This is a genomic window from Lentzea chajnantorensis (assembly GCF_054300775.1).
This window is the reverse complement of record NZ_JBSDZT010000002.1, coordinates 3,611,222-3,637,468: the sequence shown is the minus strand read 5'-3', so window position 1 is coordinate 3,637,468 and position 26,247 is coordinate 3,611,222. Positions and strand designations below refer to the sequence as shown.

Sequence of the window (26,247 nt, the reverse complement as noted above, 5' to 3'; positions counted from 1 at the left end):
GCCCGCCTTCCGGCCGGTGAAACGCCACGCGGGGGCCTTCGCACGTGTCGTGCGAAGGCCCCCGCGTGGTTCGTCAGCAGACGGGCGCGAGCGGCGTCGTCTCGTCCGGGCCGGGACGGCGGCGCCACCGGTCCAGCTTCGCGTGCTCGGCCAGCGAGATCAGCGTCTCGCGCACCGAGACGCGCAGGCGCGGGTCGCAGTCCACCACCGGCACCTGGGGCGCGATGCCCATGCCGCGGATGACGGCCTGCACGTCCGAGCGGACGGACACGTGCACGTTGTTCAACGCGATCACGTACGGGATCTTGTGGTCCTCGAAGTAGCGCATGGCGTCGACCGAGTCGGCCGGGCGCATCACGTCGAAGAGCACGACCGCGCCGACGGCACCGCGCACCACGTCGGACCAGCCCGCGCGCGGGTTCTGCCACTGCGGGGCCACGAACAGGTGCAGCGCCAGCCCGGGGTCGAGCCACACCTTGCCGAACTGGATGCGCACCAGCTCCGTGACCAGGCCCCGCTCCGGCGGCAGCGCGGTCATCGTCAGCAGGTCGTGTTCGAGGATCGACCGGATGAAGGTGCTCTTGCCGACGCCGAAGCCACCGGCGACCACAACCTTGGCCGAAGTCAGCTCCCGACCGGGAGGCCCAGGGGGCCCGAGGTCGGGAAATCTAGAGCCGACGTAGTCCACTCAGCACTCTCTCCATCAACCCGAGGTCCGGCGTGTCACCGCCCGCGGAAACAGTCTGGTGCACGTCCACCAGACCTCGTTCCGCCAGGTCGCCGAGCAACACCTTCGCGACTCCCAGCGGGAGCCGCATCAGTGCGGCCACCTCCGCGACGGATCGCGGTGAGCGGCACAGCTCGACGACGTGTTGGTGCTCAGCCTGCAAGATACCCGCAGACTGCCGGCTCTGATCATTCGCGGAGACGAGTGTCTCGATCTCGAGGTGCACGGCGGACCGGGTGCGCCCGCCCGTCCAGGCGTACGCGCGCACGATCGAGGCGTCCTGCGGCTCCACCGCGGGCACCTCGAAGGCGGGCTGTTCCTCCTGTGGCGCAAGGGGAACAGCGGCGCCGGACGCGGGGGCCTCCCGCTCGGGCCCGTCGGAGGCCGAGCGCGACCGCCGCCGCGACGAGTTCAGCGTGAACCCGTTCATCAGGTCGGCGAAGGTCTGCTCCGCGGGCGTCTCCGCCCGCCTGCGCCGCCGGGGCGCGTCAGCGGCCGAACTCATGATCACCTCACGCTGTGCAGCTGAGCTCGCAGTTCGGGGGTGAGGATCTGGCCCACCTGGTCGACGACCACGGTCATCTCGTAGGCGACCTGGCCGACGTCGCTGTCGGGCGCGGCGAGCACCGCCAGACAGGACCCGTCTCGAATGGACATGAGGAGCATGATCCCGTAGTCCATCTCGATCACGGTGCGCAACACTCCGCCGCCCTCGAAACAGCGGGAGGCGCTCATCGTCAGCGCCGTCACGCCCGACGCGATCGCGGCCAGCTGCTCCCCGCGGTCCGGCGGCAGACCTGACGACTTCGTCAGGAGCAGCCCGTCCACCGAGATGACGATCGCGTGCGCGACACCGGGCACGCGGTCGGTGAAGTTCGTGATCAGCCAACCGAACTGGTCCACCTGCCGCGACTGAGGCGTGCTCATGCCTTCTCCTGCCCGTTCCACTGGCCGTTCCCGTTGCCCTTGTCCCCCAGCGGGGCCTGGCGAAGGCCTGTCTGGTAGCTGGCCAGGAAGCCCCGCGCGCGTTCCGGATCGCGCTTGGGCCCACCGGCCGGCCGCACCCCGTTCTCGGGACGTTCCACGAGGTCGGGGAGCAGGTTCTTACGCGGCGCGCGTTTCGGCAACCCGGCATTCGTCTCCCCCGCGTCGGCCGCGGGGTCGCCCGGCTGCTCCCACACCGTGCCGGGGGCCTTCTTGCCGAACCACGAACCCGTCACGGACGGTGACGAAGCCGGGCCGGGTACCTGCGGGGAGCTGTCGTCGCCGGCCGGGCCGCCGCTCCCGGCGAACCACGAGGACGTCGTCTCGGCCGGCGGGACCGCCGGGCGGGCGCCGGTGCCGTGCCCGTTCGAGCCGCCGTTGCCGTTGTGGGCGCCGTTGGAGGTGCCGTTGGCGGTCGGCCGGCTCGGCAGCGGCGTCTCGTCGATCGCCGCGCCGCGGAACGAGGTCCACTCCGGTGACTGGCGCTGCTCCTCGATCGCGGGGGCGACCGGGGCCGGGGCCAGGTTCGGCGTCTTCACGACCACGTGCGGTGGCTTCTGGGCCTGCTTGGGGACCTGCTTGGGCTGGGGCAGCGCGGCGTGGCGCGGTGCGGCGGGGACCTCGGCCTCCTGGTGGGAGCGCACGAGCTCGGCGGGCACGAGCACGAACGCCCGCAGCCCCTCCCCGCCCTCTCCCGCCGAACGCAGGCGCACGGTGATGCCGTGCCGTCCGGCGAGGCGGCCGACGACGAAGAGACCCATCTGGCGGGAGACCGGCACGTCCTCCTCGGTGCCGGAGGACAACCGGTCGTTGGCCTCGGCCAGCTCGGCGGGGCCCATGCCGATGCCCTGGTCGGCGACCTCGATGAGGACCGCTCCCTGCTGGTCGAGCCGGGAGCCGATGACGACCTGGGTGCTGGGCGCGGAGAACGCGGTGGCGTTGTCCAGCAGCTCGGCCACGAGCCGGACGAGGTCGCTCGCCGCGTAGCCGACGATCTCGACCGACGGCGTCGACTTCACGACGACGCGCTGGTAGTGCTCGATCTCCGACGCGGCGGCGCGCAGCACGTCGGCCAGCGCGACGGGCTGGTGGAAGCGGCGTGCGACGTCGGTGCCGGAGAGGACCATCAGGTTCTCGTTGTTGCGGCGCATGCGCGTCGCGAGGTGGTCGAGCTTGAACAGGTTCGCGAGCTGCTCGGGGTTCTCCTCGTGGCGCTCCAGCTCCTCCATGAGCTTGAGCTGGCGTTCGACGAGGCCCTGCGAGCGGCGCGACAGGTTGACGAAGATGTTCTTCATGCCCGACCGCATCGACGACTGCTCGACGGCGGAGCGGATGGCCTGCTCGTGCACCGCGTCGAACGCGCGGGCGAGCTGGCCGAACTCCTCGCTGGTGTGCACGGGCACCGGTTCGATCGTGGTGTCCGGCTGGCGGTCGGCGCGGATCGCGGCGACGACCTGGGGCAGGTGGTGGTGCGCCACGTCGAGCGCGGAGTGCCGCAGCTCCGACAGCGAGCGCAGCAGGTAGCGGCCGATGACGAAGCCGAGCGTCACGGCGACGAGCAGCATCGCCAGCAGGACCACCGCGGCGGCACCGGCCTTGTCGGACGTGTCGTCCTGCAGCGCGGCCGACGAGCTCGCGCAGCTCGTCCTGCAGGCCGCGGGTGACCTGCTCCATGAGCCGCGCGGTGGTGCCGGAGGCCTTGTTCCACTCGTCGACGGCGATGCCGAGCGTCGAGGCGGGGTCGGGCCGGGGCTGACCGGGCCTGACCGGGATCGGGGTGCCGTCGGGCTGGGTGAGCGCGCGCTCGACGAGCTTGCCGCGGGCGGCGACCTCGGCGCCGGTGACGGTCTGGTCGTAGTCGCGGCGCTGGCCGCCGGTGGCGACGGCCTGGAAGTCGCCGAGGCGGTCCTGCAGGCGGATGTCGGACTGCTCCAGCGAGCGGACCTCGGTGCCGAGCAGCTTGCCGCGGCCGATGCCCGCGAGCACGATCGCGTGCTGCTGCGAGACCTGTTCCTGCGCGATGACCATGTTGTGCAGGCCGATGGCGGTGCCGGAGATGGCCTGGTCGCCGAACTGGCTGATCAGCGCCTGCTCGAAGTCCAGCAACGACTTCACGACACCGGTGTAGCCGGCCGTGGCCTCCGCCGAGTCGCCGTTGCCGGTGGTCACCTTCTCGCGGAAGGTCTTGAGCTGACCGATCTGGTCGCCCATCTCCGTGAAGCGGCTGCGGGCGACGTCGCTCAGGCCGGCGGTGCGCTCGACGCGGCGGCGCACGGTCGCGGCGGCGTTGTCCGTGGCGCTGATCTGGTTCTGGTAGGCGCCCACGCCGGAGCCGCTCGTGGCGCTCTGCGCGGCGAGCGTGCGTTCCTGCTGGACGCTGGAGATCAGCGGCGCGAGGTCGGCCCTCAGCTTGACCAGTCCCTGCATCCGCACGTACGAGTTCGACCGGTCGACGTACCCGTTGATCTGCAGTGCGCCCGCACCGACGGCCACGGCCACGGGGACCAGCAGCACGACGCCGAGCTTGACCGGCAGCCTCCAGTTGCGCCAGTCGCTGATCTTTCTCCACTCGACATTCACGAAATGATCCCCACGGCGCGCTCGAAGTGCCCCACTATCGGCTACCTCCTGGCCGGTGAATCCCCACGAGTTGAGTCACCCGGGGGTTCGATATCGAGATCCGCCGCATCGGGTGTGTGCGGATAGTAGGCCAGAGAGCGTGCGGCTACAACGACCTCAGGCGTGCACGATTGATCACCGGCTGTCACGAGCAACCTCTTGGGGTGGTGTTGCACGCGCAAGGGATTGACTCGCCGCCACGCGTGGTTACGCTGGCGCCCTCCACCTCCGGCACGGCAGCGGCGTCCGCGCACGCGCCCGCCGGGTACTCCCCGTAACGAAACGAGCGGTTGATGACGAAGGCGCTGCCCTCCGTGTCACGCCCGGCGACGCCCGGTTTCGCGACCTTTGACGACTCCCGTCACTCATTGCTCATAGACGGTGACGGTGAGCCGGATTTCAGTGCCATCCAAACGAGTGAGGATTTCCTCGTCCTGAAGCGCCGGGTGACACGTTTCATTCTTCCCGCAACCGGTTTGTTCCTCACGTGGTACGTCACGTTCGTGTTGCTTTCGGCTTACGCCGCCGATTTCATGCGCACTCCGCTGTTCGGAACGGTGAACGTCGGCCTGACGCTCGGATTCCTCCAGATCGTCACGACCGTCGTCATCACAATGGCGTACGCGCGCTACTCCAAGAAGCGGCTCGACCCCCAGGTCGACCGGGTCCGTGCGCTCGCCGGCGCTGATGAGGAGCTCGCGTGACCGGGGCGAACACCGCGATCAACCTGTCCGTCTTCGGCATCTTCGTCCTGCTCACGCTCTACGTCGTCTACCGGGCGTCGACCAGGAACGTGAGCGCGTCGGACTACTACGCCGCGGGCAGCAGCTTCACCGGGACGCAGAACGGCATCGCACTGTCGGGTGACTTCCTGTCCGCCGCGTCGTTCCTGGGCATCTCCGGTGCCATCGCCGTCAACGGCTACGACGGGTTCCTGTACTCGATCGGGTGGGTCGTCGCCTGGCTGATCGGCCTGATGCTGATCGCCGAGCGCCTGCGCAACACCGGCCGCTACACCATGGGCGACGTCATGGCGTTCCGGATGCGCCAGCGCCCGGTGCGCGCCGCGGCCGCCAACTCGACGCTGGTCATCTCGATCTTCTACATGATCGCCCAGATGGCGGGCGCCGGCGGTCTCATGGCGCTGCTGCTCGACGTGCACAGCAAGGTCGGCCAGGCCGTCATCATCGCCGTCGTGGGCATCGTCATGGTGCTGTACGTGCTGGTCGGCGGCATGAAGGGCACCACGTGGGTGCAGATCATCAAGGCCGTCCTGCTCCTGCTGACCGTGTCGCTGCTGACCATCTTCCTGATCGGCAAGTTCGGCTTCGACCTGTCCTCGATGCTCGACCGCGCCACCCAGCGGTCGCCGCGCGGTGAGGCCGTGCTGTCGCCGGGCGTGAAGTACGGCGCCACCGACCTGTCCAAGATCGACTTCCTGTCGCTGGCGCTGGCCCTCGTGCTCGGCACGGCGGCACTCCCCCACGTGCTGATGCGCTTCTACACGGTGCCCAACGCGCGCGAGGCGCGTCGTTCGGTCGTGTGGGCGACGTGGATGATGGCGATCTTCTACTCGTGCACCCTGGTCATCGGCTTCGGCGCGATGGCGCTGGTGGGCTCGGACAAGATCACCAGCGCTCCCGGCGGCGAGAACTCGGCGGCCCCGCTGCTGGCGTTCCAGATCGGCGGGGCGGTGCTGCTCGGCGTCGTGTGCGCGGTGGCGTTCGCGACGATCCTCGCGGTGGTCGCCGGTCTGACGCTGACCGCGTCGGCCTCCTTCGCGCACGACGTGTACGCCAACGTGATCAAGCGCGGTGAGGCCGACCCGCGCGACGAGGTCAGGGTCGCCCGCTACACCGCGGTCGGCGTCGGCGTGCTCGCGATCGCCGGTGGCATCGCGGCGAACGGCCAGAACGTCGCCTTCCTGGTCGCGCTCGCGTTCGCGCTGGCGGCCTCGGCGAACCTGCCGACGCTGCTCTACTCCATGTTCTGGAAGCGGTTCAACACCCGCGGCACGCTGTGGAGCATGTACGGCGGCCTCACGTCGTGCGTGCTGCTCATCGTGTTCTCCCCCGCCATCTCCGGTTCGCCGTCGTCGGTGTTCCCCGACGTCGACTTCGCCTTCTTCCCGCTCAGCAACCCCGGCATCGTGTCGATCCCGCTGTCGTTCCTGGCCGGGTACCTGGGCACGGTGTTCGGCGGCGAGCCGGCCGACCGGGAGAAGCAGGCGGAGATGGAGGTCCGCGGGCTGACCGGGATCGGGTCAGACCTCCGCTAGCAGGGAGCCGAGCGCCTCGTTGAAGACCTCGGGGCGTTCGAGGTTGGGCATGTGCGCGGCCCCGTGCACGACGACGAGGGTCGAGCCGGGGACGCGTTCGTGCATGTACTCCGCGTCGCGCACCGGCGTGTACTCGTCGTCGCTGCCGACCACCACCAGGGTCGGCACCTCGATGGTGCCCAGCAGGTCGGTGTAGTCGGGGCGTTCGGCCCTGCCGCGCAACGCCGCCGCGGCACCCTCCGGCGGCGCGTCGTGCATCATCCGGCTGACGTGGGCGGCGACCTCGGGCAGCGCCTCGGCGTTGTGCGGCGCCACCATCTTCGTGAGCACCTCGCCGGCGTAGCCGGACATGCCCTCGCGCAGCAGCCGGTCGGCCATGGCGTTGCGGTGGACCTTGCCCTCCGGCGTCTCGGCCTGGGCGAAGGTGTCCGCGAGCACGAGACCGCGGATGCGCTCGCCGAACAGCCGCTGGCACTCCAGGACGACCTGGCCGCCCATGGACAGGCCGCCGAGCACGAACCGGTCGACGCCGAGGTGGTCGAGCAGGCCCGCGACGTCCTGGGCGAACGCCGACAGCGGCGTGACACCGGGCACGACGGTCGTCTCGCCGTAGCCGCGCAGGTCGGCCGCGACCACCCGCCAGCCCCGCCGGCCGAAGTGCTCGACCTGCGGGCGCCACATCGTGCGGTCGAACGGGTGGCCGTGCACCAGGACGAGCACGTGGTCGCTCACGCCCTCGTCGTCGTAGCCGATCGTGATGCCGTTGACGTCCGCCTTCACCGAATCCCCCCGAGGTGGTGTGGAACGACTACCGGGTGGCCGCCGCCCTGATCGCCGCGCTCATCCGGGCAGCCGCCTCCTCACCGGTGTACCGGAACCCGAGCGTCGGCTCGGTCAGCTCCAGCTCCAGCAGCAGCGGTGCCCCGTCCGCGTCCTCGACGACGTCGACGCGGGCGTACAGCAGCTCCTCGCGCGGCACCGCGAGCAGGTCCGCGGTCGCGTCCAGCACCGCGTCACCGAGTGCGCGCTGCGTCGCCGACGGTTCGACGCCCGCCAGCTTCTCCTCCAGGTACAGGCCGTTGTCGGACCCGGCACCGCCCCTGGCGAGCATCGGTCCCTTGTGGAACGAGTGCGAGTACTCGCCGGCGAAGTACACCAGCGCCGTCTCCCCGTTGGCGTCCACACTGGACTGGTAGGGCTGCACGAGCGCCGTCTTCCCCAGCGAGCGCAGGTGTGCCAGCGCCAGGTCGTGGTCGGTGAACCGGCCCGCGCCGCGCGAGCCCGCGCCGACCGCCGGCTTCACCACGAACTCGCCGGACGGCCACTCGGGCGTCTCATCGGGCCGCACGACGAACGTCGGCACCACCGGCACCCCGCGGCCGGCCAGCTCGACCAGGTAGGACTTGTCGGTGTTCCAGCGGACCACCGCGGCCGGGTTCGCGAGCACCGGCACCGTGTCGCACCACGCCAGGAACTCGTCGAACCGCTCGGGGTAGTCCCACGGCGCCCGCAGCACCGCGAGGTCGGCGTCGACCGGACCGCCCCACACCTGCCACGTGACGTCCACGCCGTCGCGGGCCAGCGCGTCGAACAGCGCGTCGTCGTCACCGTCGCCCTTGGGCAGCTCCGCGCAGGAGACCAGGACGACCCTCACGACTGCATCTTGGCCATCTTGCGGCGGTGCTCGGCACCGATCTTGGTCGCGGCGGTGGTCTCGCGGTCCCACTCGGCGGGCTCGACGCCGGGGGCGGCCTCGACGGCGGCGGTCGCGGACTCCACGTCCTCGGTCATCACGTCGCCCATGGCACCGTCCGCACCGACGAGCACGATCCGGGCACCGGCCCGGCCGATCGGCTCGACGACCGCGCGAACGGCCTGGTCCGGCTTGCCGTGGGCCTTCACGAACTCGGCGATGCGCTTCTGCGCGGTTTGATCAGACACGTCCCACACTCTAAAACCAGCAGGTAACTTCGGACGGGTGACCACCGACACGCTCACGTCCTACCTCGCCTGGTACTTCGACCAGCACCCCGCGCACGCGGCGCAGGTCGGTTCCCTCCCGCACTACGCGACGTTCGGCGACTTCTCCTCCTCTGCCTTCGAGAACCGGGCGAGGGAGAACGCGGCGTGGCTCGCGAAGCTGGAGGCGGAGCCGGCGTCGGTGGACCGCGACCTCGTGCTGTCGGTGCTGCGCGGTGAGCTGGCCGCGGAGACGTGGCCCGCGTGGCGGCGCGACCCGCACGCGTACACGGGCATGTTGTTCTTCGGGCTGCTCGCACCGTTCCTGCACCGCCTGCTGCCCGAGGCGGAGCTCGTCACCGCCATCGCCGCGAAGCTGCGGGAGGTGCCGTCGGTGCTGGCGGCGGCCCAGCACAACCTCGACCCGGCGCTCGCGGCGCCGCTGGTCGTGCGGCGCGCCCTCGGCCAGGTGCGGACCGGGCGGTCGTTCGTCCTCGACACGCTGCCGCTGGAGGTGTCCGCACCGGAGCTGCGCGCAGAGCTCGTGGAGGCCGCGCTGCCCGCCGCGGAGGCGTTCGACCGGTTCGCGGTGTTCCTGGAGGACCTGGCCCTGCGCGCCACCGGCGACTGGCGGATGGGCGAGAAGCTGTACTCGACCCTCTTGCAGGACAAGGAGATGCTCGGGTACGGGGCGCCGGAGCTGCACCGCCGCGGGCAGGACGCGTACGCGGGGCTGGAGGCCGAGCTGGTCGAGCTCGCGGGCACACCGGACTGGCGCGCGGTGATGAGCTCGCTGCAGGACGACCACCCGCCGACGCTGGCGGCGATGCGCGCGGAGTACGAGGCCGAGACGGCGCGGGCGCGGGCGGCGCTGGTCGAGCACCGGCTGGTGACGCTGCCGGAGGGCGAGGAGTGCCGGGTCGTGCCGTCGCCGCCGTTCCACCGCGCGGTGATGGCCGTGGCGAGCTACGTCGGCCCGCCGCCGATGACCGCGGGCCGGCTCGGGCACTTCTTCGTGCCGTTCACCCCGGACGGCGCCTCCGACGTCGACGTCACCCAGCGGCTGCGCACCAACGCCCGTTCGCAGCTCCCGACGATCTCCGTGCACGAGGCCTACCCCGGCCACCACTGGCACGCGTCGTGGGTCGCGGCGCAGGGGGACGCGCACCCGCTGCGCTGGGTGTTCCGGACGCCGTACTTCTCCGAGGGCTGGGCGCTGTACGCGGAGAAGCTGCTGCGCTCGGTCGGCCACTACACGACACCGGGCGCGGTGATGGGCCACGTCGAGGCGCGGCTGTTCCGCGCGGCGCGGATGGTCGTCGACACGGCGTTGCACTGCGGCGACATGACCCCGGACGAGGCCGAGTCGTTCATGGTGGAGCGCACGGCGCTGACGCCCGGCACGGCGGCGGGTGAGGTGCGCCGGTACTGCTCGTGGCCGACGCAGGCACCGTCCTACCTGACCGGTGCGCTGGAGATCGACCTGATCCGCGAGGACTACCTGGCCGCGGGGCTGGGGTCGCTGCGCGACTTCCACGACCGCATCGCCGGGTCGGGTGCCCTGCCGCTGGGGCTCGCGCGGCGCGTGGCGCTCGGCGAGGAGTAGCGGCCACGGGGTGGACCGCCCCGTGCTCCCGCGTGGTGGGACCGGGAACATCGGGTGGCGGGCCGCAGTTGTCCGGGGTGAGCCGATCTAGGAGGACAGATGCCCAAGGCAGTGGTGGTGCGCGCGGCCGGTGGTCCGGAGGTGCTGGAGCACGCGGACGTGGACGCGCGCACACCCGGTGACGGCGAGCTGCTGGTGCGGGTGAGCGCCGCGGGCGTGAACTACATCGACACCTACCAGCGCAGCGGGCTCTACCCCGTGCCGCTGCCGACCGCACTGGGCCTGGAGGGCGCGGGCGAGGTCGTCGAGTCCCGCTCGTCGGACTTCGCGGTGGGCGACCGGGTGGCGTGGATGTCGGTGCTGGGCAGCTACGCGACCGAGGTCGTGGTGCCGGCCGCGGCCGCCGTGAAGGTGCCCGACGGGATGGACGTGGAGCTCGCGGCCGCCGCGCTGCTGCAGGGCATCACCGCGCACTACCTCGTGCACTCGACGTACCGGGTGAAGGCCGGTGACCGGGTGCTCGTGCACGCGGCGGCCGGGGGTGTCGGCCTGCTGCTGACCCAGTGGGCCAAGTCGTACGGCGCGCACGTGATCGGCACCGTGTCGACCGACGAGAAGGAGGCGCTGGCCCGCGAGGCCGGCGCGGACGAGGTGCTGCGCTACGGGGACTTCGCCGCGCAGATCGACAAGGTCGACGTGGTCTACGACGGCGTCGGCGCGGACACGTTCGACCAGTCACTGGCCTCGCTCAAGCCGCGGGGCCTGCTGGCCCTGTTCGGCGCGTCGTCCGGCCCGGTGCCGCCGGTGGACCCGCAGCGGCTCAACGCCGCCGGCTCGGTGTTCCTGACCCGGCCGTCGACCGGCGCGTACCTGCTGGACCGCGCCGAGTTCGAGTGGCGCGCGGCGGACCTGTTCTCGGCGATCTCCTCGGGCACGCTGTCGGTGCGCGTCGGTGGCCGCTACCGGCTGGCCGAGGCCGCGCAGGCGCACACGGACCTGCAGTCGCGCCGCACGACCGGCAAGCTGCTGCTCCTGCCCTGACCCTGACCGAGGTGCACGCGGGGACCTTACGTGCACTTGCGGCGCACGCGGGGAGCTTCCGTGCACTTGTGGCGCACGCGGGGACCTTCCGTGCACTTGTGGTGCACGGAAGGTCCCCGCGTGCGGTCAACGGCTACTGCGCGGCGGTGACCTTCACGCCGTCGATCACGAAGACGAGCGTCTCGTTCGGCTTGATGCCGCCGCCACCCTGCCCGTAGCCCTTGGCGGGCGGCACGACCAGCAGCCGGCGCCCCTTCTCCTTCAGGCCGACGATGCCCTCGTTCCAGCCGTCGATGACCTGCGCCTGCCCGACGTTCTCCACGTCGAACGGCTCGCCGCGCTCGAACGAGCTGTCCAGCACCTTCTTGTCGCTGAACGTCGTGAGCTGGTAGTTCACCGACGCCGTCGTACCCGGCTTCACCTCGGCACCGGTGCCGGTCACGAGGTCCTTGACGATCAGCTCGCCGGTGGGCTTGCAGGCCGGGATCTCGACCTTCGGCGCCTTGCCGAAGTCCCCGGTGACCTTGAAGTCCTCCGCCTTGCAGGGGGCGGAGGCGTCGGCGGCGGGCTTCTCCTCGGTGCCGCACGCCGCGAGTGCGGTGGTGGCCAGGGCGAGAGAAGCGATGAGCAGGACGGTGCGCATGACCGGGCAGCTTATGGGCGGCGGTGTGAGCGGGGTGTAGCAGGCCGGTCGCGGGACGCCGCCACCCCGATTCCACCTGACTCGGAATTACATGCCGAGCGGGTGAAAGGAGTCCGCCACTTGGAGCGGGTCCAATCCGGGCGAACACAGGCCACGGGTGCGTTCGGGTGGGTGGGTCACCCTCATCCGACACGAGGGCGGAACTTCGCGACGCCGCGTCACCGGAGCGCACGGGTGCGAACGAGCGGGTGCGCCGGAAGATGACTATTCCGGCCGGGAATATCGCACGATCAGCAGCTTCCTTATCTTTTGACCGACGCGTACAGTAACTCCGCGCACTTGATCGGACACTGAGAGCATTCGTCCGATCGGGTAGCGACCATTGAGGTGATCCAGGAGGTGGGACTTGTGTCCGCGGAGGCCGGAGGCATCCGCAGCAACCTGATCCAGGAGTTGTTCTGGACCCGGACCGGGTTGCTACTCCTCGTACTCGTCGTCACGTCCGGGGTGTCGCTCGCCATTTCCAGTCAAATGGACGTGGGGACGGCGCGGAACTTCTTGACGTCGGTCGGCACCGGAACGCTCATTTCCGCGGTCGTGAGCTTCACGCAGACGCTGATCACGTCCAGGGCGGCGCACACGGCGCTGCTCACACCCGTGGTCGAGGAAAGCCGCAAAGCGCTGAAGGAGCTCAGCGAGGAGTACCGGGCGCTCGACCGGGAGTTCTTCCCCAGCCACGTGTTCGAGCCGACGGCCACGCCGGACCCGGTGTTCAACCAGCTCATGATGCAGGACCTGGAGCGGACGCGGCTGTACTGCTTCCGCGGGTTCGCGGGGCGGTACGCGGCGGGCCGGGTGCTGCTGTCGCAGTCGGAGTGCGAGCTCAGGGCGGTGCTGGCGGACCCGCGCGACGACAACGCCCTCAGCGGGCGGGCGCGGTACCTGTTGCGCAACGAGGGCGCCGACGGCGACTACGAGGAGATCCAGCGCCGGCTCAAGGAACAGATCAGAATCGGTCTCGTCGGGCTGTACGCGGCCAGGAGCAGGTGCAGCAGAATCGACGTCACCATCGTTTCCGATCCACCGCTCGACCGGCTCGAACTGTTCGACGACAGCGCCTGGCTCACGTTGTACAGCAACACGGCCGGAGTGCTCAGGCCATATCCGCGGACGCTGCGGTTCACGGAGAGTTCGTTCCTGTACGCAATGGAACGCGCGGAGTTCCTGCGGATCAGCAACTCCAGGGCCGGATACCACTTCGTCATCACGCCGGGCACCTCCCGCGCCGACTTCCTGGCGTTGTTCGAGAAGATCACCGGAACACCCCTCGGCGACGACGGGTTCACCGAGCTCGAAGAGAAGTTCCACGCATTTCGCCGCGAATTCTCCGCTTCCGCTCAGTTGAGGAGCTGATCGATCTTGCTAGCCGAGTTCACCGGGGTGTCCGCGCTCGACGAGCTCACCGCTCGGGTCAAGCGCGCCGACCCTCCCGTGGTCGAGCACTGGGCCGAGGTCGGCGGGTGGTTCCGCGAGTGGGCGGCACGGCCGGAGCTGCGCAAGGAGCTGCGCGCGCACATCGACGGGCTCACACCGCAGCAGGCGACGTGGGTGATCGCGCACTCGCGGGAGACGACGACGCACTTCGCGTGGTGCCTGCGTGACGAGCCGGGTGAGCCGTTCACGTTCTGGCTGCACGAGTACAAACCGCTCGCCGACTGGCGCACGGGCTACGCGGACTCGGTGCACAACCACCGCTACCACTTCTGCACGACCATCCTCAGCGGCGCCTACCTGCACGAACGCTTCGACGCACGGCTGGGCGTCGGCGGACGTTCGATCATCAGCACCGAGCTGACCAAGCGCACGCAGTGCGCCGCGGGCACCACGGGCACGCTGCTCGCGCACGAGTTCCACCGGATCCCCCGCGCGGCGGACGGCACGATGACGTTCCTCGTCAAGTCACGGGCCGTCACGCCGTGGAGCCTCAGCTACGACCCGGACACCGGCGTCAGCCACCGGCACGTGCCGGTCGAGGAGCGGCTGGAGGATCTGACGAACAACCTCTGAAGCCTCTGCGGCCGGGTTCGGCGCGCGCCTACCATCAGCCCACCTGCCAGGAGGGCTGATGATGCGTACGCGCACGATGATTCCGAGATCTGTCATAGCGGACGTGGAGCAACGGGTGCGGCGGCTGTGCGAGGACCTGGCCGCCAAGCTGCAGTTCCACGGCTGGCACCACGTGAGCTTCGTCCGCGACAAGGCCGTGCACTTCGCCGGCCGCAACGGCGCCGCCGCCGACGTCGTCGAGGTGGCCGCGCTGGTGCACGACCTCAACTACATGGTCCGGCGCAACTCGCTGCCGACCGACGGCGCGGCGCTGCGCCGCAAGACGCTGTTCGTCGCGGGGGTGTGCGTCGGCAACATCGACTGGATCGAGCGGATCGTGGTCGAGGCGGAGATGCGGACCCGCCACCGCGACATCTCACCGGAGGCGCAGGCGCTGTCCGACGCGGACACCCTGTTCAAGGCGCTGCCGGTCACACCGGTCGTCCTCGCGCACAAATACCTGCAGGAGAACGGCATCACGCTGCGGGAGCTCGCGCACAAGATCGTCGGCGAGCAGGTGGGCAAGGCCGACGAGGGCTACTACTTCTACGACGAGGAGGCCGCCGCGACCTACACCCGGTGGGCCGAGGCGAACCTGTCGCTGTGGCGGTGCATCGTGGAGTCGCTCGACGACCCGTGCGTCGAGGACCTGCTCGCGAAGGTGGCTTCGTGACCTCAGCCGCCGGCCCGCAGCCGCAGGTCGGCTGACGCGTTCAGGGCGTGGGCGAGGCCCAGCACGTTGCCCCGGCCGAGCATCTCCCACCGGGTCAGCCGCAGCGCCTCGCCCGCGCCGAACCCGGCCGCGAGCCGGGCCAGCACCATGCCGGTCACCCACCCGGCCATGTCCTGCGGCACCGCCACCGCGGGGCTGATGACGCCGGACGCGCCGTGCCGGACGAGCGGCCGGACCAGCGCGCTCAGCGGGGAGGTGGCCACCACCAAGGGCTTGCGGGTGGGCCAGTGCGGCTGCGGCCACACACCGTCGTGGCTCCACCGTTCGACCTCCTCCGCGTCGAGGGACCCCTCGCGGAAGTGCAGGTGCACGACGTCCGCCGACTCATCGGCCAGCGCGTGCCCCAGCTCCGACGGGCTGACGTACGCCGACGACACGGCCTCCGGCGGAAGCATCGACATCAACTCGGCGGCGTGCCGTTCGGTCAGCGCCCGGTCCATCCCGGGGTCGACCGCCATCATCACCTCGAACGGCCGCGGGGTCTGCGACACCTGCCGCACGAGCGGTCCGACCGGCTGTTCCAGCACAGTGGACAGGCCCCAGAAACCGAAGGGGCACAGCACGTTCCCGCTGTGGTCGGACACCGGGCAGTGCGCGGGCACCTCACCGCCGGGCCCGAACGGGCCGAACCGCCCCACCGACGCGCACAGCCGATAGGGCCCATCGGCGAACGGCAGGTCGTAGACCAGCGACCACGGCACCGGCGACTCGGTCACCTCGGCCACCAGCACCCCGGCCGGGCGACCGGAGGCACGCGCCGACCGCCGGAGCAGCTCCGGCAACGCGGACCCGGCGAACAGCCGCGCGTACAACGCCGCACCGTCGCGCGCCAACGCCGCCAGGTCCGCGCAGTACGCCGGGAAGTCCTTGCCGTACCAGGGGTCCAGCCCCGCCACGGGCAGCGCCGGGTGCCCGCAGCCGGCCAGGCCGACCCACGAGGGCGCCCCGTCACCGGCCGCGACCAGCGCCCGCTCCCCCACCACCAGGATCGACGCCACCCGTGACGCCAGCGGTGCCACGTCGGCGAACGTCCGCGACAGCCGGTACCGCGGCACCGCACGCCACTCACCACCACCGACCGGCAGCACGACCTGCTGGACGTGCACCGGCACCGCACCGCGGTAGAGGACCAGCTCCCCGATCCACCGCGCCGCGGCGTACGGCGTGGTCACCGGGAAGCTCACCCACGGGCCCGCCCCGTCGGCGGGCAGCACGAACGTCTCGGTCCGCACCGCGCGCCCGGACATGGCGAGCACCGCCCGCAGCTCCAGGTCACCGGGCAACGGCGTGGCGTGCGCCCCGACGTGCACCCACACCTCGTAGTCGGCACCCGGCCGCAACGCTCCCGCGACGCCCTCGGTCGCACCGGGCAGCGCGACCACGACGGTGACCGCGCGGTAGTCGGGCACGGGCGGCTGCGGCAGCGGGACGAACCCGGCCCGCCCCCGCCGTTCCAGCTCGCGGAACTGCCACAGGACGTCCTCGACCCGCACCTCGCCCGCCCGCACCGGCGCGGCCAGCACCACGTGCGGCGTGCTCCAGCCCAGGACCACGGTCGCCGCATCCACTCCGGACACCCATGCGTGCACGGCGGTGAACAGCACGACCGGCCGCCCGAGCCCGCGCAGCGCGGCGACGACCGGCGCCGAGTCCCACGTCCGGGTGTCGTGCAGCGCGACCACGTCGCCGGGCACGTCCGAGATCGGAGGCAGGCCGTCGACCGAGGCGAAGTGCCGGAGGTCGAGCACCGCGAACCGCAGCGTCCGCAGGCGGGTCCGCACGGCGGCCGAGCCGGCCCGGCCGACCGCCAGCCCCCGGCTGACCTGCGCCCACCCGCCCGGATCGGTCACGACGAACAGCGACACCCGGTCCGCGAGCGCGGCGACGTGCTCCAGCGGCGAGCCTTCGCCGCCGGAGACGGTGAACTCGACGGGCGCCACAGCCGTACGCCTGGAGGTGCAGCTAGAACGGCCAGCCCAGCACCGGCAACCCGACCACGGCGTCCACGGCGAGCCCGCAGAACACCAGCATCAGGTAGAGGTTCGACATGTGGAAGAACTTCATGGTGTTCGTGGAACCACCGCGGCGCACGACGTTGTGCAGCTTGTGGGCGAACACGGCGAACCACACGCCCGACAGCGCCGCCACGGCGACGTAGATCCACGAGGTGACCGGGGCGAGTGCGAGCGTGCAGACCACGGTGATCCAGCTGTAGATGACGATCTGCCGCGTCACCTGCGCGGCTGTGGCCACCACCGGCAGCATCGGCACGCCTGCCCTGGCGTAGTCGTCCTTGAACTTCATCGCGAGGGCCCAGGTGTGCGGCGGGGTCCAGAAGAAGATGACGCCGAACATCACGAGGGCGGGCCACTCGACCGTGCCCGTCACCGCGCTCCAGCCGATGATCACCGGCATGCAGCCCGCCATGCCGCCCCAGATGATGTTCTGGGAGGTGCGGCGCTTGAGCACGAGCGTGTAAACGAAGATGTAGAAGAGGATCGTCGCCACCGCGAACGCGGCCGACATGAGGTTGACGAAGATCCACAGGAACGCGAACGAGACGACCCCGAGCACGATGCCGAAGATCAGGGCGTTGCGCGGCGGGATGGCGTTGTGCGCGAGGGGCCGGCCCGCGGTCCGCTTCATGACCGAGTCGATGTCGGCGTCCACGAAGCAGTTGAGGGCGTTTGCCGACCCCGCGGCGAGGGTACCGCCGGTGAGGGTGCAGGCGATCAGCCACAGCGGTGGCAGACCGTGCTGGGCCAGCAGCATCGCGGGGATCGTGGTGATCAGCAGGAGCTCGATGACCCGCGGCTTGGTGAGCGCCACGTAGGCGCCGACAACCTGGCGAGGCGACCTGCCCGGGGCCTCGGCAACGAGACTGTCGGCACTCATCGCGGGAACGCTCCTCATGTCGCGAGTGGGGGGAAATCCAGCAACTGATGGTAACCGCGCGCAGGATTCACAGCCCGTTCGGGTGCTGGTGTGCCTGGGCACACACCGGCCCGGGACCTTTCAGAGCACCTTCGGCAAGTGTCAGGACTAGGCTGGCCGCAGGACGAGGGACACACGCGGGTCAGGCCTTTCGGGATCGATCCACCAAGGTCGTCTGCAGACAGGTCGGGGCCCGCCCAACCGACAGAGTGGAGCTGTAAGTCCGTGAGCGTCACCGACGACATCACCCGGCTCACCAAGGCCGATCTGCCTGATGACTGGACGGAGCTCGACAAGCGCGCCGTCGACACCGCTCGGGTGCTCGCGGCGGACGCCGTGCAGAACGTCGGCAACGGTCATCCCGGCACCGCGATGAGCCTCGCGCCCCTCGCTTACACGCTGTTCCAGCGGGTGCTGCGGCACGACCCCGCCGACCCGGACTGGATCGGCCGCGACCGGTTCGTGCTGTCCGCGGGCCACTCCAGCCTGACGCTGTACGTCCAGCTGTTCCTGTCGGGCTACGGCCTGGAGCTCGACGACCTCAAGCACCTGCGCAAGTGGGGCTCGAAGACGCCGGGCCACCCCGAGCACGGCCACACCCGCGGTGTCGAGATCACGACCGGCCCGCTGGGCTCCGGTCTGGCCGCCGCCGTCGGCATGGCCATGGCCGCTCGCCGCGAGCGTGGTCTCTTCGACCCGTCGGCCGCGCCGGGCGAGAGCCCGTTCGACCACCACGTCTACGTGATCGCCTCCGACGGTGACATCGAGGAGGGCGTCACCTCCGAGGCCTCGTCGCTCGCGGGCACGCAGCAGCTGGGCAACCTGGTCGTCTTCTACGACGACAACAAGATCTCCATCGAGGACGACACGACGATCGCCCTGTCCGAGGACACCGCGAAGCGCTACGAGGCCTACGGCTGGCACGTCCAGGTCGTGGAGTCCGGCGAGAACGTCAAGGGCATCCTCGAGGCCGTCGAGAAGGCCAAGGCCGTCACCGACAAGCCGTCGTTCATCCTGCTGCGCACGATCATCGGCTACCCGGCGCCGAACAAGCAGAACACCGGTGCCGCGCACGGTGCCGCGCTGGGCGTCGACGAGGTCAAGGCCACGAAGGAGATCCTCGGGTTCGACCCCGAGCAGACCTTCGAGGTCGCCGACGAGGTGCTCGCGCACGCCCGCGAGGTCGTCAAGCGCGGCGAGCACGCCAAGGCCGAGTGGCAGAAGTCCTTCGACGCGTGGGCCTCGGCCAACGCCGAGAACAAGGCGCTGCTCGACCGGCTCGTCGCCCGCGAGCTGCCGCAGGGCTGGGACGCCGACCTGCCCTCCTACGAGCCGGGCGGCAAGGAGATCTCGACCCGCAAGGCCTCCGGTGAGGCGATCAACGGGCTGGCGAAGCACCTGCCCGAGCTGTGGGGCGGTTCCGCCGACCTCGCCGAGTCGAACCTGACCACGATCAAGGACGCCAAGTCCTTCGGCCCGGCCTCGATCTCGACCGGGATGTGGAGCGCCGACCCGTACGGCCGCGTGCTGCACTTCGGTGTCCGCGAGAACGCCATGGGCATGATCCTCAACGGCATCGCGCTGCACGGCCCGACGCGCCCGTTCGGTGGCACGTTCCTCGTGTTCTCCGACTACATGCGCCCCGCGGTGCGCCTGGCCGCGATCATGCAGGCCGCCGTCACCTACGTCTGGACGCACGACTCCATCGGCCTGGGCGAGGACGGCCCGACGCACCAGCCGATCGAGCACCTCGCGGCCCTGCGCGCGATCCCGGACTTCGCTGTCGTGCGCCCCGGCGACGCCAACGAGACCGCGTACGCGTGGAAGGCCGTCGTCGAGCAGCTCGGCCCGGTGGGCCTCGCGCTGAGCCGGCAGAACCTCCCGATCCTCGAAGGCACCTCCGCGGAGGGCGTCAAGCGCGGCGGTTACGTGCTCCTCGGTGACGACAACCCGGAGATCGTGATCATCGGCACCGGCTCCGAACTGCAGGTCGCCCTGGAGGCCGGAAAGGTCCTGCAGGGCGAGGGCGTCGCGGTGCGCGTGGTCTCCATGCCGTCCGTCGAGTGGTTCGAGGAGCAGGACGCCGAGTACCGCGAGTCGGTCCTGCCGAAGGCGGTCAAGGCGCGCGTCGCGGTGGAAGCCGGTATCGCGCAGCCGTGGTACCGCTACGTCGGCGACGCCGGCGAGATCGTCTCGATCGAGCACTTCGGTGCCTCGGCCGACTACCAGGTCCTGTTCAAGGAGTTCGGCTTCACGACGGAAGACGTCGTCGCCGCCGCCCGCCGTTCCCTTGACAACGTGAGGGGTAACAAGTGAGCAAGCCGCATCTCGACGCACTGTCCGGCGCCGGTGTCTCCATCTGGCTGGACGACCTGTCCCGCGAGCGCCTGACCAGCGGCAACCTGGACGAGCTGATCCGCGACTGGAACGTCGTCGGTGTCACGACGAACCCGACGATCTTCGCGGGCGCCCTGTCGAAGGGCGAGTCCTACGACGAGCAGGTCCGCGAGCTCGCGAACCGGGGCGCCGACACCGAGGCGACCATCCGCGAGGTCACGACGACCGACGTGCGCAACGCGTGCGACAAGTTCCGCGACGTCTACAACAGCACGAACGGTGTGGACGGCCGCGTCTCCATCGAGGTCGACCCGCGCCTGGCGTTCGAGACGGACAAGACCGTCGCCGAGGCGCAGGACCTGTGGAAGACCGTGGACCGGCCGAACCTGCTGGTGAAGATCCCGGCCACCGAGGCGGGCATCCCCGCGATCACGAAGGTGATCGCCGAGGGCATCTCCGTCAACGTCACGCTGATCTTCTCGGTCGAGCGGTACGAGAAGGTCATGGAGGCCTACATCGCGGGCCTGGAGCAGGCCAAGGCGAACGGCCACGACCTGCGCTCGATCCACTCGGTCGCGTCGTTCTTCGTGTCCCGGGTGGACACCGAGATCGACAAGCGGCTGAAGGCGATCGGCACGGACGAGGCCACCGCGCTGCTGGGCAAGGCCGCGCTGGCCAACGCGTGGATCGCCTACGGCGCGTTCGAGCAGACCTTCCAGGGCGAGCGCTGGGAGGCCCTCAAGGCGGACGGCGCGAACGCGCAGCGCCCGCTGTGGGCCTCGACCGGTGTGAAGGACCCGAGCTACTCCCCCACCCTCTACGTCGACCAGCTCGTCGTGAACGACGTCGTGAACACGATGCCGGAGAAGACGCTGCAGGCCGTCGCCGACGCGGGCGAGATCACCGGTGACACGGTCACCGGGCGCGCCGCGGAGGGCCAGGAGGTGTTCGACCGGCTCAGCGCCGTCGGCATCGACCTCCAGGACGTGTTCGTCGCGCTGGAGACCGAGGGCGTCGAGAAGTTCGAGAAGTCCTGGGAAGAGTTGCTCGAGACGGTGACGAACCAACTGGCGAAGCTGAAGGGCTGATCATCAAGTGACCTCCGTCGACATCGTGAGGTCACCGAACGCCGACCAGGTCAGCACGATCGCTGCTGACCTGGTCGCGGATTCGGTGCCGAGCAAGCTGACCGCGCAGGACCCGACCCTGTGGGGGCCGGAAGCCGAGTCCGAGGCGGGCATCCGCCTCTCCTGGACCACGCTGCACGAGTCGTCCCGTGCGCTGCTCCCCGACCTCGTGGCCCTGCGCTCCGCACTGCACGCCGAAGGCGTCGACCGCGTCGTGCTCGCCGGGATGGGCGGCTCGTCGCTGGCCCCCGAGGTGATCACGCGCACCGCGGGCGTCCCGCTGGTCGTGCTGGACACCACCGATCCCGCCCAGGTCGCCGACGCGCTCGCCGGTGACCTCGAGCGCACGGTGATCGTGGTGTCGTCCAAGTCCGGTGGCACCGTCGAGACCGACAGCCACCGGCGGATCTTCGAGAAGGCCTTCGCGGACGCGGGCATCGACGCCGCGTCGCGCATCGTGGTGGTCACCGACCCCGGCTCGCCGCTGCAGAAGGCGTCCGAGGAGGCGGGCTACCGCAAGGTGTTCCTGGCCGACCCGCACGTGGGTGGCCGCTACTCCGCACTGACCGCGTTCGGCCTGGTGCCGTCCTACCTCGCGGGCGCCGACGTCGAGTCCCTGCTCGACGACGCCGCCGCCGAGGCCAAGGTCCTCTCCCAGGACTCGGTCGACAACCCCGCGGTGCGGCTGGCCGCGATCTTCGGTGCCGCGCACGCCAACGGCGCGGAGAAGGTCGTGTTCGCCGACACCGGCTCGGGCATCAAGGGCTTCGGCGACTGGGCCGAGCAGCTGATCGCCGAGTCCACCGGCAAGAACGGCACCGGCCTGCTGCCCGTCGTCGTCGAGGGCCCCGGCGCCCCCGGCTTCGTCGACGCCCGCTCCGACGCCACCACCGTCGCGATCGGACCGGCCACCGGGTCGGCGCACGTGGCCGTGGAGGGCCCGCTCGGCGCGCAGTTCCTGCTGTGGGAGTACGCGACCGCGCTCGTCGGCCGGGTGCTCGGCATCAACCCGTTCGACCAGCCCGACGTCGAGGCCGCGAAGAAGGCCGCGCGGGCGCTGCTCGACGCGCCGGCGGTCTCGGCCACCGCTCCGTCCTTCGTGGACGGTCCGGTCGAGGGCCACGGCACCGACTGGGCCCCGCGGGAGGTCCACACCGTCGCCGAGGCGCTCGCCGCCCTGGTCGAGGTGGCGCCCGAGCACGGCTACATCTCCGTTCAGGCGTACCTGGACAGGATCGACGACGCGTCCTTCGAGCTGCTCCGCGCGGAGATCGCGAAGAGGACGCACCTGCAGACCACGTTCGGCTGGGGTCCGCGGTTCCTGCACTCGACCGGCCAGTACCACAAGGGCGGTCACCAGAACGGCGTGTTCATCCAGATCACCGGCGAGTCCGGTGACGACCTGGAGGTGCCCGGCCGTCCCTACACGCTGGCGCAGCTGCAGCTCGCGCAGGCGGCCGGTGACGGTCAGGTCCTCGTCGAACACGGCCGCCCGGTGCTGCGGCTGCACCTGCAGGACCGCATCGCAGGTCTGGCCCAGCTCGTCGAGGCAGTCCAGGAGGACGGTTCGTGACCACATCCGCCGCCAAGTGGCGCAACCCGCTGCGGGACGCGCGCGACAAGCGCATGCCGCGCATCGCGGGGCCGAGCGCGCTGGTCATCTTCGGTGTCACCGGTGACCTGTCGCGCAAGAAGCTCATGCCCGCGATCTACGACCTCGCGAACCGGGGTCTGCTGCCGCCGGGCTTCGGTCTTGTCGGCTTCGCCCGCCGAGACTGGGCCGACCAGGACTTCATGAAGGTCGTCCACGACGCGGTGAAGGAGCACGCGCGCACGCCGTTCAACGAGGCCGTGTGGCAGCAGCTCGCCGAGGGCATCCGGTTCGTGCAGGGCACGTTCGACGACAACGAGGCGTTCGACAACCTGGCCTCCTGCCTCGCGGCGCTCGACACCGAGCGCGGCACGGGCGGCAACCACGCGTTCTACCTGTCGATCCCGCCGGGCGCGTTCCCGACGGTGATCAACCAGCTCAAGCGCGCGGGTCTGGCGCAGGCGCAGAACGACCAGTGGCGCCGCGTCGTCATCGAGAAGCCGTTCGGCCACGACCTGGCCTCGGCCAAGGAGCTCAACCGCACGGTCAACGAGGTCTTCCCCGAGGAGTCGGTGTTCCGCATCGACCACTACCTCGGCAAGGAGACCGTGCAGAACATCCTGGCGCTGCGGTTCGCGAACCAGCTGTACGAACCCATCTGGAACTCGAACTACGTCGACCACGTGCAGATCACCATGGCCGAGGACATCGGTCTCGGTGGCCGCGCCGGGTACTACGACGGCATCGGCGCCACGCGTGACGTCATCCAGAACCACCTGCTGCAGCTGCTCGCGCTGATCGCGATGGAGGAGCCCGTCTCCTTCAAGCCGTCGGACCTGCGGGCGGAGAAGGTGAAGATCCTCTCGGCGACGCGTCCGGCGGAGCCGTTCGAGGAGACCACCGCACGCGGCCAGTACACCGGTGGCTGGCAGGGCGGCCAGAAGGTCCCCGGTCTGCTGGAGGAGGGCGGTTTCTCGCCCGAGTCGAAGACCGAGACGTTCGGTGCGATCACCTGCGAGGTCAACACCCGCCGGTGGGCCGGGGTGCCGTTCTACCTGCGCACCGGCAAGCGCCTGGGCCGCCGCGTCACCGAGGTGGCCGTCGTGTTCAAGCGGGCGCCGCACCTGCCGTTCGACGACACCGCGACCGAGGAGCTCGGCCAGAACGCGCTCGTCGTGCGGGTGCAGCCGGACGAGGGCGTGACCATCCGGTTCGGCTCGAAGGTGCCGGGCAACACGATGGAGGTCCGCGACGTCACGATGGACTTCGGCTACGGCCACTCGTTCACCGAGTCGTCGCCGGAGGCCTACGAGCGGCTGCTGCTCGACGTGCTGCTCGGCGAGCCGTCGCTGTTCCCGAAGAACGACGAGGTCGAGCTCTCCTGGGAGATCCTCGACCCGATCCTCGAGTTCTGGGCCCGCAAGGACGAACCGGCTCTCGAGAAGTACAAGGCCGGCACCTGGGGACCGCCGTCGGCGGACGCGATGACCGCCAGGACCGGAAGGCACTGGAGGCGTCCGTGATCATCGACCTTCCCTCGACCACCACCTCGCAGATCAACTCCCGGCTCGTCCGGCTGCGCGACGAGGGCGGTGCGACGACGCTGGGCCGCGTGCTGACCCTGGTCATCGTGACCGAGGACGGCCAGCGCACCGACGCCGCGATCGACGCGGCGAACGACGCCTCGCGCGAGCACCCCTGTCGCGTGATCGTCGTGGCGCGCGGTGCCCGGCAGGCGGCTCCCCGGCTGGACGCCCAGATCCGCGTCGGCGGTGACGCGGGCGCGTCCGAGGTCGTGGTGCTGCGCCTGTACGGCGAGCTGGCCAAGGAGGGCGCGTCCTGCGTGATGCCGCTGCTGCTGCCGGACACCCCGGTCGTGGCGTGGTGGCCGTTCGACGCGCCGATCTCGCCGTCGAAGGACCCGATCGGCCAGCTCGCGCAGCGGCGCATCACCGACGCCGCCGCCGAGAAGAACCCGATCAAGGCCCTGGAGACCCGGCGGGCGCACTACGCGCCGGGCGACACGGACCTGGCGTGGACGCGGCTCACGTTGTGGCGCGCCATGCTCGCCTCGTCGCTCGACCTGCCGCCGTACGAGAAGGTCGTCGACGCCGAGGTGACCGGTGAGGCCGACTCGCCGTCCACCGACCTGCTGGCCGCGTGGCTGACCGACCGGCTGAAGGTGCCCGCGAAGCGCTTCAAGGCGACCTCGGGCGAGGGCATCGTCCAGGTCACGCTGAACCGGGCGTCCGGTCACGTCGACCTGCACCGCCCGGACGGCAAGGTGGGCACGCTGACCCAGCCCGGCCAGCCGTCGCGGCGGGTGGCGCTGCAGCGGCGTTCGGTGCGCGACTGCCTGGCGGAGGAGCTGCGCAGGCTCGACCCGGACGAGGTCTACGCGGCGGCGCTGAAGTCGCTGTCGAAGATCTCCCGGGGTCGCACGCCGGCGGCGAAGCCCGAGTCGGCCGCGGCCGCGGCGGCGGCCGGTGAACCGGAGGCCGCAGCGGACCTGCCCGCGCCCAACGGCAAGGCGGCCGCGAAGAAGCCCAAGGCGAAGGCGGGTTCGTGAGCAGTCCGCAAGTAGTGGTCCACCGCGACGGCGACCTCCTGGCCGCCGCCGCGGCGGCTCGCCTGGTGACCCGCGTGGTCGACGCTCAGGCCGCCCGCGGCTCCGCGTCGGTCGTGCTCACCGGCGGCCGCACCGGCACCGCGGTCCTGGAGCACCTCAACCGCAACGGCGCCCGTGACGCCGTGGACTGGTCCCGCGTGGACCTGTTCTGGGGCGACGAGCGCTTCCTGCCGTCCGGTCACCCGGAGCGCAACGAGACGCAGGCCCGCGCGGCCCTGCTCGACCACGTGCCGGTCGACCCGGCGCGCGTGCACGTCATGGCGCCCTCCGACGGCGAGTTCGGCGACGACCCGGAGGCCGCCGCCGAGGCGTACGCGGCGGTGCTGGCCTCGCTGGCCCGCCCGGAGGACCACGGCGACGTGCCGTCGTTCGACGTCTGCATGCTGGGTGTCGGCGAGGAGGGCCACGTGGCGTCGGTCTTCCCCGCTTCCCCTGCGGTGTACGAGGAGGAGCGGTCGGTCGTGGCCGTCCGCAACTGCCCCAAGCCGCCGCCGACCCGCGTGTCGCTGACGCTGGGGGCCGTGCGGAACTCGCAGGAGGTCTGGCTGATGACCACCGGGGAGGCCAAGGCCGCCGCGGTCGCGATGAGCCTGACCGGTGCGGGCGAGGTGCAGCTGCCGGCCGCCGGTGCCACCGGACGCCGCCGCACGCTGTGGCTGCTGGACACGGCGGCGGCCTCGAAGGTGCCCGCCTTGTTCACACCCCCGCTGGCATGACGAGGGCCCCCGGTTCGCACCGGGGGCCTTTTTCGTCGGGGGAACACGGTCGTACAGCGCGTGGGGCAGATCAGGCCGCCAGACCGTGAACTCCGTGCAGTACGGCCAAATCCACCGAAGAGTTCCCCCTCGCAACAGTCCGGGCATTCCCCCGGCTGCGCGTATCATTTCGAATCGCGTTGAGGCAGCGGGGGTTTTGTGGCGAACGGCAGTGCGG

23 protein-coding genes and 1 pseudogene are annotated in these 26,247 nt (G+C 70.7%); 13 read left to right on the top strand and 11 right to left on the bottom strand.

All coding sequences use genetic code 11. The annotated features are described in order from the left end of the window. Positions 1–73 precede the first annotated feature (73 nt). From ACVDFE_RS18615 to ACVDFE_RS18595, 5 genes and pseudogenes are all read right to left on the bottom strand, one after another. Positions 74–610 (bottom strand): GTP-binding protein, encoded by a 537-nt coding sequence (locus ACVDFE_RS18615; protein ID WP_360400258.1) that lies wholly within the window; start codon positions 608–610, stop codon positions 74–76. 58 nt (positions 611–668) lie between these two features. After that, positions 669–1,232: a DUF742 domain-containing protein gene (locus ACVDFE_RS18610; protein ID WP_458431211.1), complete on the bottom strand. Its 564-nt coding sequence runs from the start codon at positions 1,230–1,232 to the stop codon at positions 669–671. Between the two features lie 2 nt (positions 1,233–1,234). Continuing rightward, complete coding sequence (locus tag ACVDFE_RS18605) at positions 1,235–1,654, bottom strand: roadblock/LC7 domain-containing protein (RefSeq protein ID WP_053738309.1); 420 nt, start codon at positions 1,652–1,654, stop codon at positions 1,235–1,237. Then, on the bottom strand, positions 1,651–3,276 hold the full coding sequence (locus ACVDFE_RS18600) for an ATP-binding protein (protein WP_458431210.1): 1,626 nt from the start codon (positions 3,274–3,276) through the stop codon (positions 1,651–1,653). The genes ACVDFE_RS18605 and ACVDFE_RS18600 overlap by 4 nt, the downstream gene beginning before the upstream one ends. A gap of 133 nt (positions 3,277–3,409) precedes the next feature. After that, positions 3,410–4,138 (bottom strand): annotated as a pseudogene (locus ACVDFE_RS18595) (nitrate- and nitrite sensing domain-containing protein); the annotation flags it as partial. 485 nt (positions 4,139–4,623) lie between these two features. Between ACVDFE_RS18595 and ACVDFE_RS18590 the strand changes: the two are divergent. Together ACVDFE_RS18590 and ACVDFE_RS18585 are read left to right on the top strand one after the other, a co-directional pair. Then, on the top strand, positions 4,624–5,034 hold the full coding sequence (locus tag ACVDFE_RS18590) for a DUF485 domain-containing protein (protein ID WP_360400249.1): 411 nt from the start codon (positions 4,624–4,626) through the stop codon (positions 5,032–5,034). Next, positions 5,031–6,608: a solute symporter family protein gene (locus ACVDFE_RS18585; RefSeq protein WP_360400246.1), complete on the top strand. Its 1,578-nt coding sequence runs from the start codon at positions 5,031–5,033 to the stop codon at positions 6,606–6,608. Before ACVDFE_RS18590 ends, ACVDFE_RS18585 begins: the two co-directional genes overlap by 4 nt. On the opposite strand, the gene ACVDFE_RS18580 is transcribed toward ACVDFE_RS18585, so the two are convergent. The 3 genes from ACVDFE_RS18580 to ACVDFE_RS18570 are packed head-to-tail and all read right to left on the bottom strand — an operon-like array spanning position 6,594 to position 8,549. Then, positions 6,594–7,388, bottom strand: a complete 795-nt coding sequence (locus tag ACVDFE_RS18580; RefSeq protein ID WP_360400243.1) for an alpha/beta fold hydrolase — start codon at positions 7,386–7,388, stop codon at positions 6,594–6,596. The two genes, ACVDFE_RS18585 and ACVDFE_RS18580, sit on opposite strands and share 15 nt — an antisense overlap. Positions 7,389–7,416: 28 nt before the next feature. Beyond that, a complete protein-coding gene (locus ACVDFE_RS18575) occupies positions 7,417–8,262 on the bottom strand; it encodes an ATP-grasp domain-containing protein (RefSeq protein ID WP_458431209.1) in 846 nt (281 codons plus the stop codon). Then, positions 8,259–8,549: a hypothetical protein gene (locus ACVDFE_RS18570; protein WP_360400237.1), complete on the bottom strand. Its 291-nt coding sequence runs from the start codon at positions 8,547–8,549 to the stop codon at positions 8,259–8,261. Before ACVDFE_RS18570 ends, ACVDFE_RS18575 begins: the two co-directional genes overlap by 4 nt. A 37-nt stretch (positions 8,550–8,586) precedes the next feature. Here ACVDFE_RS18570 and ACVDFE_RS18565 point away from each other — a divergent pair, with 37 nt between their 5' ends. Both ACVDFE_RS18565 and ACVDFE_RS18560 read left to right on the top strand, forming a co-directional pair. Next, a complete protein-coding gene (locus ACVDFE_RS18565) occupies positions 8,587–10,173 on the top strand; it encodes a DUF885 domain-containing protein (RefSeq protein ID WP_360400234.1) in 1,587 nt (528 codons plus the stop codon). A gap of 99 nt (positions 10,174–10,272) precedes the next feature. After that, the gene (locus ACVDFE_RS18560; RefSeq protein ID WP_458431208.1) at positions 10,273–11,214 is read left to right on the top strand and encodes a quinone oxidoreductase family protein; all 942 of its coding nucleotides are present in this window, start codon (positions 10,273–10,275) and stop codon (positions 11,212–11,214) included. 133 nt (positions 11,215–11,347) lie between these two features. On the opposite strand, the gene ACVDFE_RS18555 is transcribed toward ACVDFE_RS18560, so the two are convergent. Next, positions 11,348–11,857, bottom strand: a complete 510-nt coding sequence (locus ACVDFE_RS18555; protein ID WP_360400228.1) for an FKBP-type peptidyl-prolyl cis-trans isomerase — start codon at positions 11,855–11,857, stop codon at positions 11,348–11,350. 408 nt (positions 11,858–12,265) lie between these two features. On the opposite strand from ACVDFE_RS18555, the gene ACVDFE_RS18550 reads away from it, so the two are divergent. The 3 genes from ACVDFE_RS18550 to ACVDFE_RS18540 all read left to right on the top strand — a co-directional run bounded on the left by ACVDFE_RS18550 (position 12,266) and on the right by ACVDFE_RS18540 (position 14,636). Continuing rightward, positions 12,266–13,270, top strand: coding sequence for a hypothetical protein (locus ACVDFE_RS18550; RefSeq protein WP_458434356.1), 1,005 nt, complete (start codon positions 12,266–12,268; stop codon positions 13,268–13,270). 6 nt (positions 13,271–13,276) lie between these two features. Then, positions 13,277–13,924, top strand: a complete 648-nt coding sequence (locus ACVDFE_RS18545; RefSeq protein ID WP_360400225.1) for a hypothetical protein — start codon at positions 13,277–13,279, stop codon at positions 13,922–13,924. 61 nt (positions 13,925–13,985) lie between these two features. Further along, positions 13,986–14,636: an HD family phosphohydrolase gene (locus tag ACVDFE_RS18540; protein ID WP_458434355.1), complete on the top strand. Its 651-nt coding sequence runs from the start codon at positions 13,986–13,988 to the stop codon at positions 14,634–14,636. 2 nt (positions 14,637–14,638) lie between these two features. Here the strand turns inward: ACVDFE_RS18540 and ACVDFE_RS18535 are convergent, their stop codons facing one another. Beyond that, positions 14,639–16,636: a hypothetical protein gene (locus ACVDFE_RS18535; protein WP_458431207.1), complete on the bottom strand. Its 1,998-nt coding sequence runs from the start codon at positions 16,634–16,636 to the stop codon at positions 14,639–14,641. A 22-nt stretch (positions 16,637–16,658) separates the two neighbouring features. Further along, positions 16,659–17,591: a heme o synthase gene (locus ACVDFE_RS18530; RefSeq protein ID WP_360400217.1), complete on the bottom strand. Its 933-nt coding sequence runs from the start codon at positions 17,589–17,591 to the stop codon at positions 16,659–16,661. A 264-nt stretch (positions 17,592–17,855) separates the two neighbouring features. On the opposite strand from ACVDFE_RS18530, the gene tkt reads away from it, so the two are divergent. From tkt to pgl, 6 genes are read left to right on the top strand one after another with little or no spacing between them, the layout of a single operon-like run. Continuing rightward, the gene (gene tkt / locus ACVDFE_RS18525) at positions 17,856–19,946 is read left to right on the top strand and encodes a transketolase (RefSeq protein ID WP_458431206.1); all 2,091 of its coding nucleotides are present in this window, start codon (positions 17,856–17,858) and stop codon (positions 19,944–19,946) included. Further along, positions 19,943–21,055: a transaldolase gene (tal, locus tag ACVDFE_RS18520; RefSeq protein WP_360400211.1), complete on the top strand. Its 1,113-nt coding sequence runs from the start codon at positions 19,943–19,945 to the stop codon at positions 21,053–21,055. Before tkt ends, tal begins: the two co-directional genes overlap by 4 nt. A 25-nt stretch (positions 21,056–21,080) precedes the next feature. Beyond that, positions 21,081–22,667, top strand: coding sequence for a glucose-6-phosphate isomerase (locus ACVDFE_RS18515; protein WP_458431205.1), 1,587 nt, complete (start codon positions 21,081–21,083; stop codon positions 22,665–22,667). A gap of 53 nt (positions 22,668–22,720) precedes the next feature. Then, positions 22,721–24,208, top strand: coding sequence for a glucose-6-phosphate dehydrogenase (gene zwf, locus ACVDFE_RS18510; RefSeq protein ID WP_360400332.1), 1,488 nt, complete (start codon positions 22,721–22,723; stop codon positions 24,206–24,208). Further along, positions 24,205–25,254 carry a glucose-6-phosphate dehydrogenase assembly protein OpcA gene (opcA, locus tag ACVDFE_RS18505; protein ID WP_360400205.1) on the top strand — a complete coding sequence of 350 codons (1,050 nt, stop codon included), beginning with the start codon at positions 24,205–24,207 and terminating at the stop codon, positions 25,252–25,254. The genes zwf and opcA overlap by 4 nt, the downstream gene beginning before the upstream one ends. Further along, on the top strand, positions 25,251–26,030 hold the full coding sequence (gene pgl / locus ACVDFE_RS18500; RefSeq protein WP_458431204.1) for a 6-phosphogluconolactonase: 780 nt from the start codon (positions 25,251–25,253) through the stop codon (positions 26,028–26,030). Before opcA ends, pgl begins: the two co-directional genes overlap by 4 nt. The last annotated feature ends 217 nt before the right edge of the window (positions 26,031–26,247 follow it).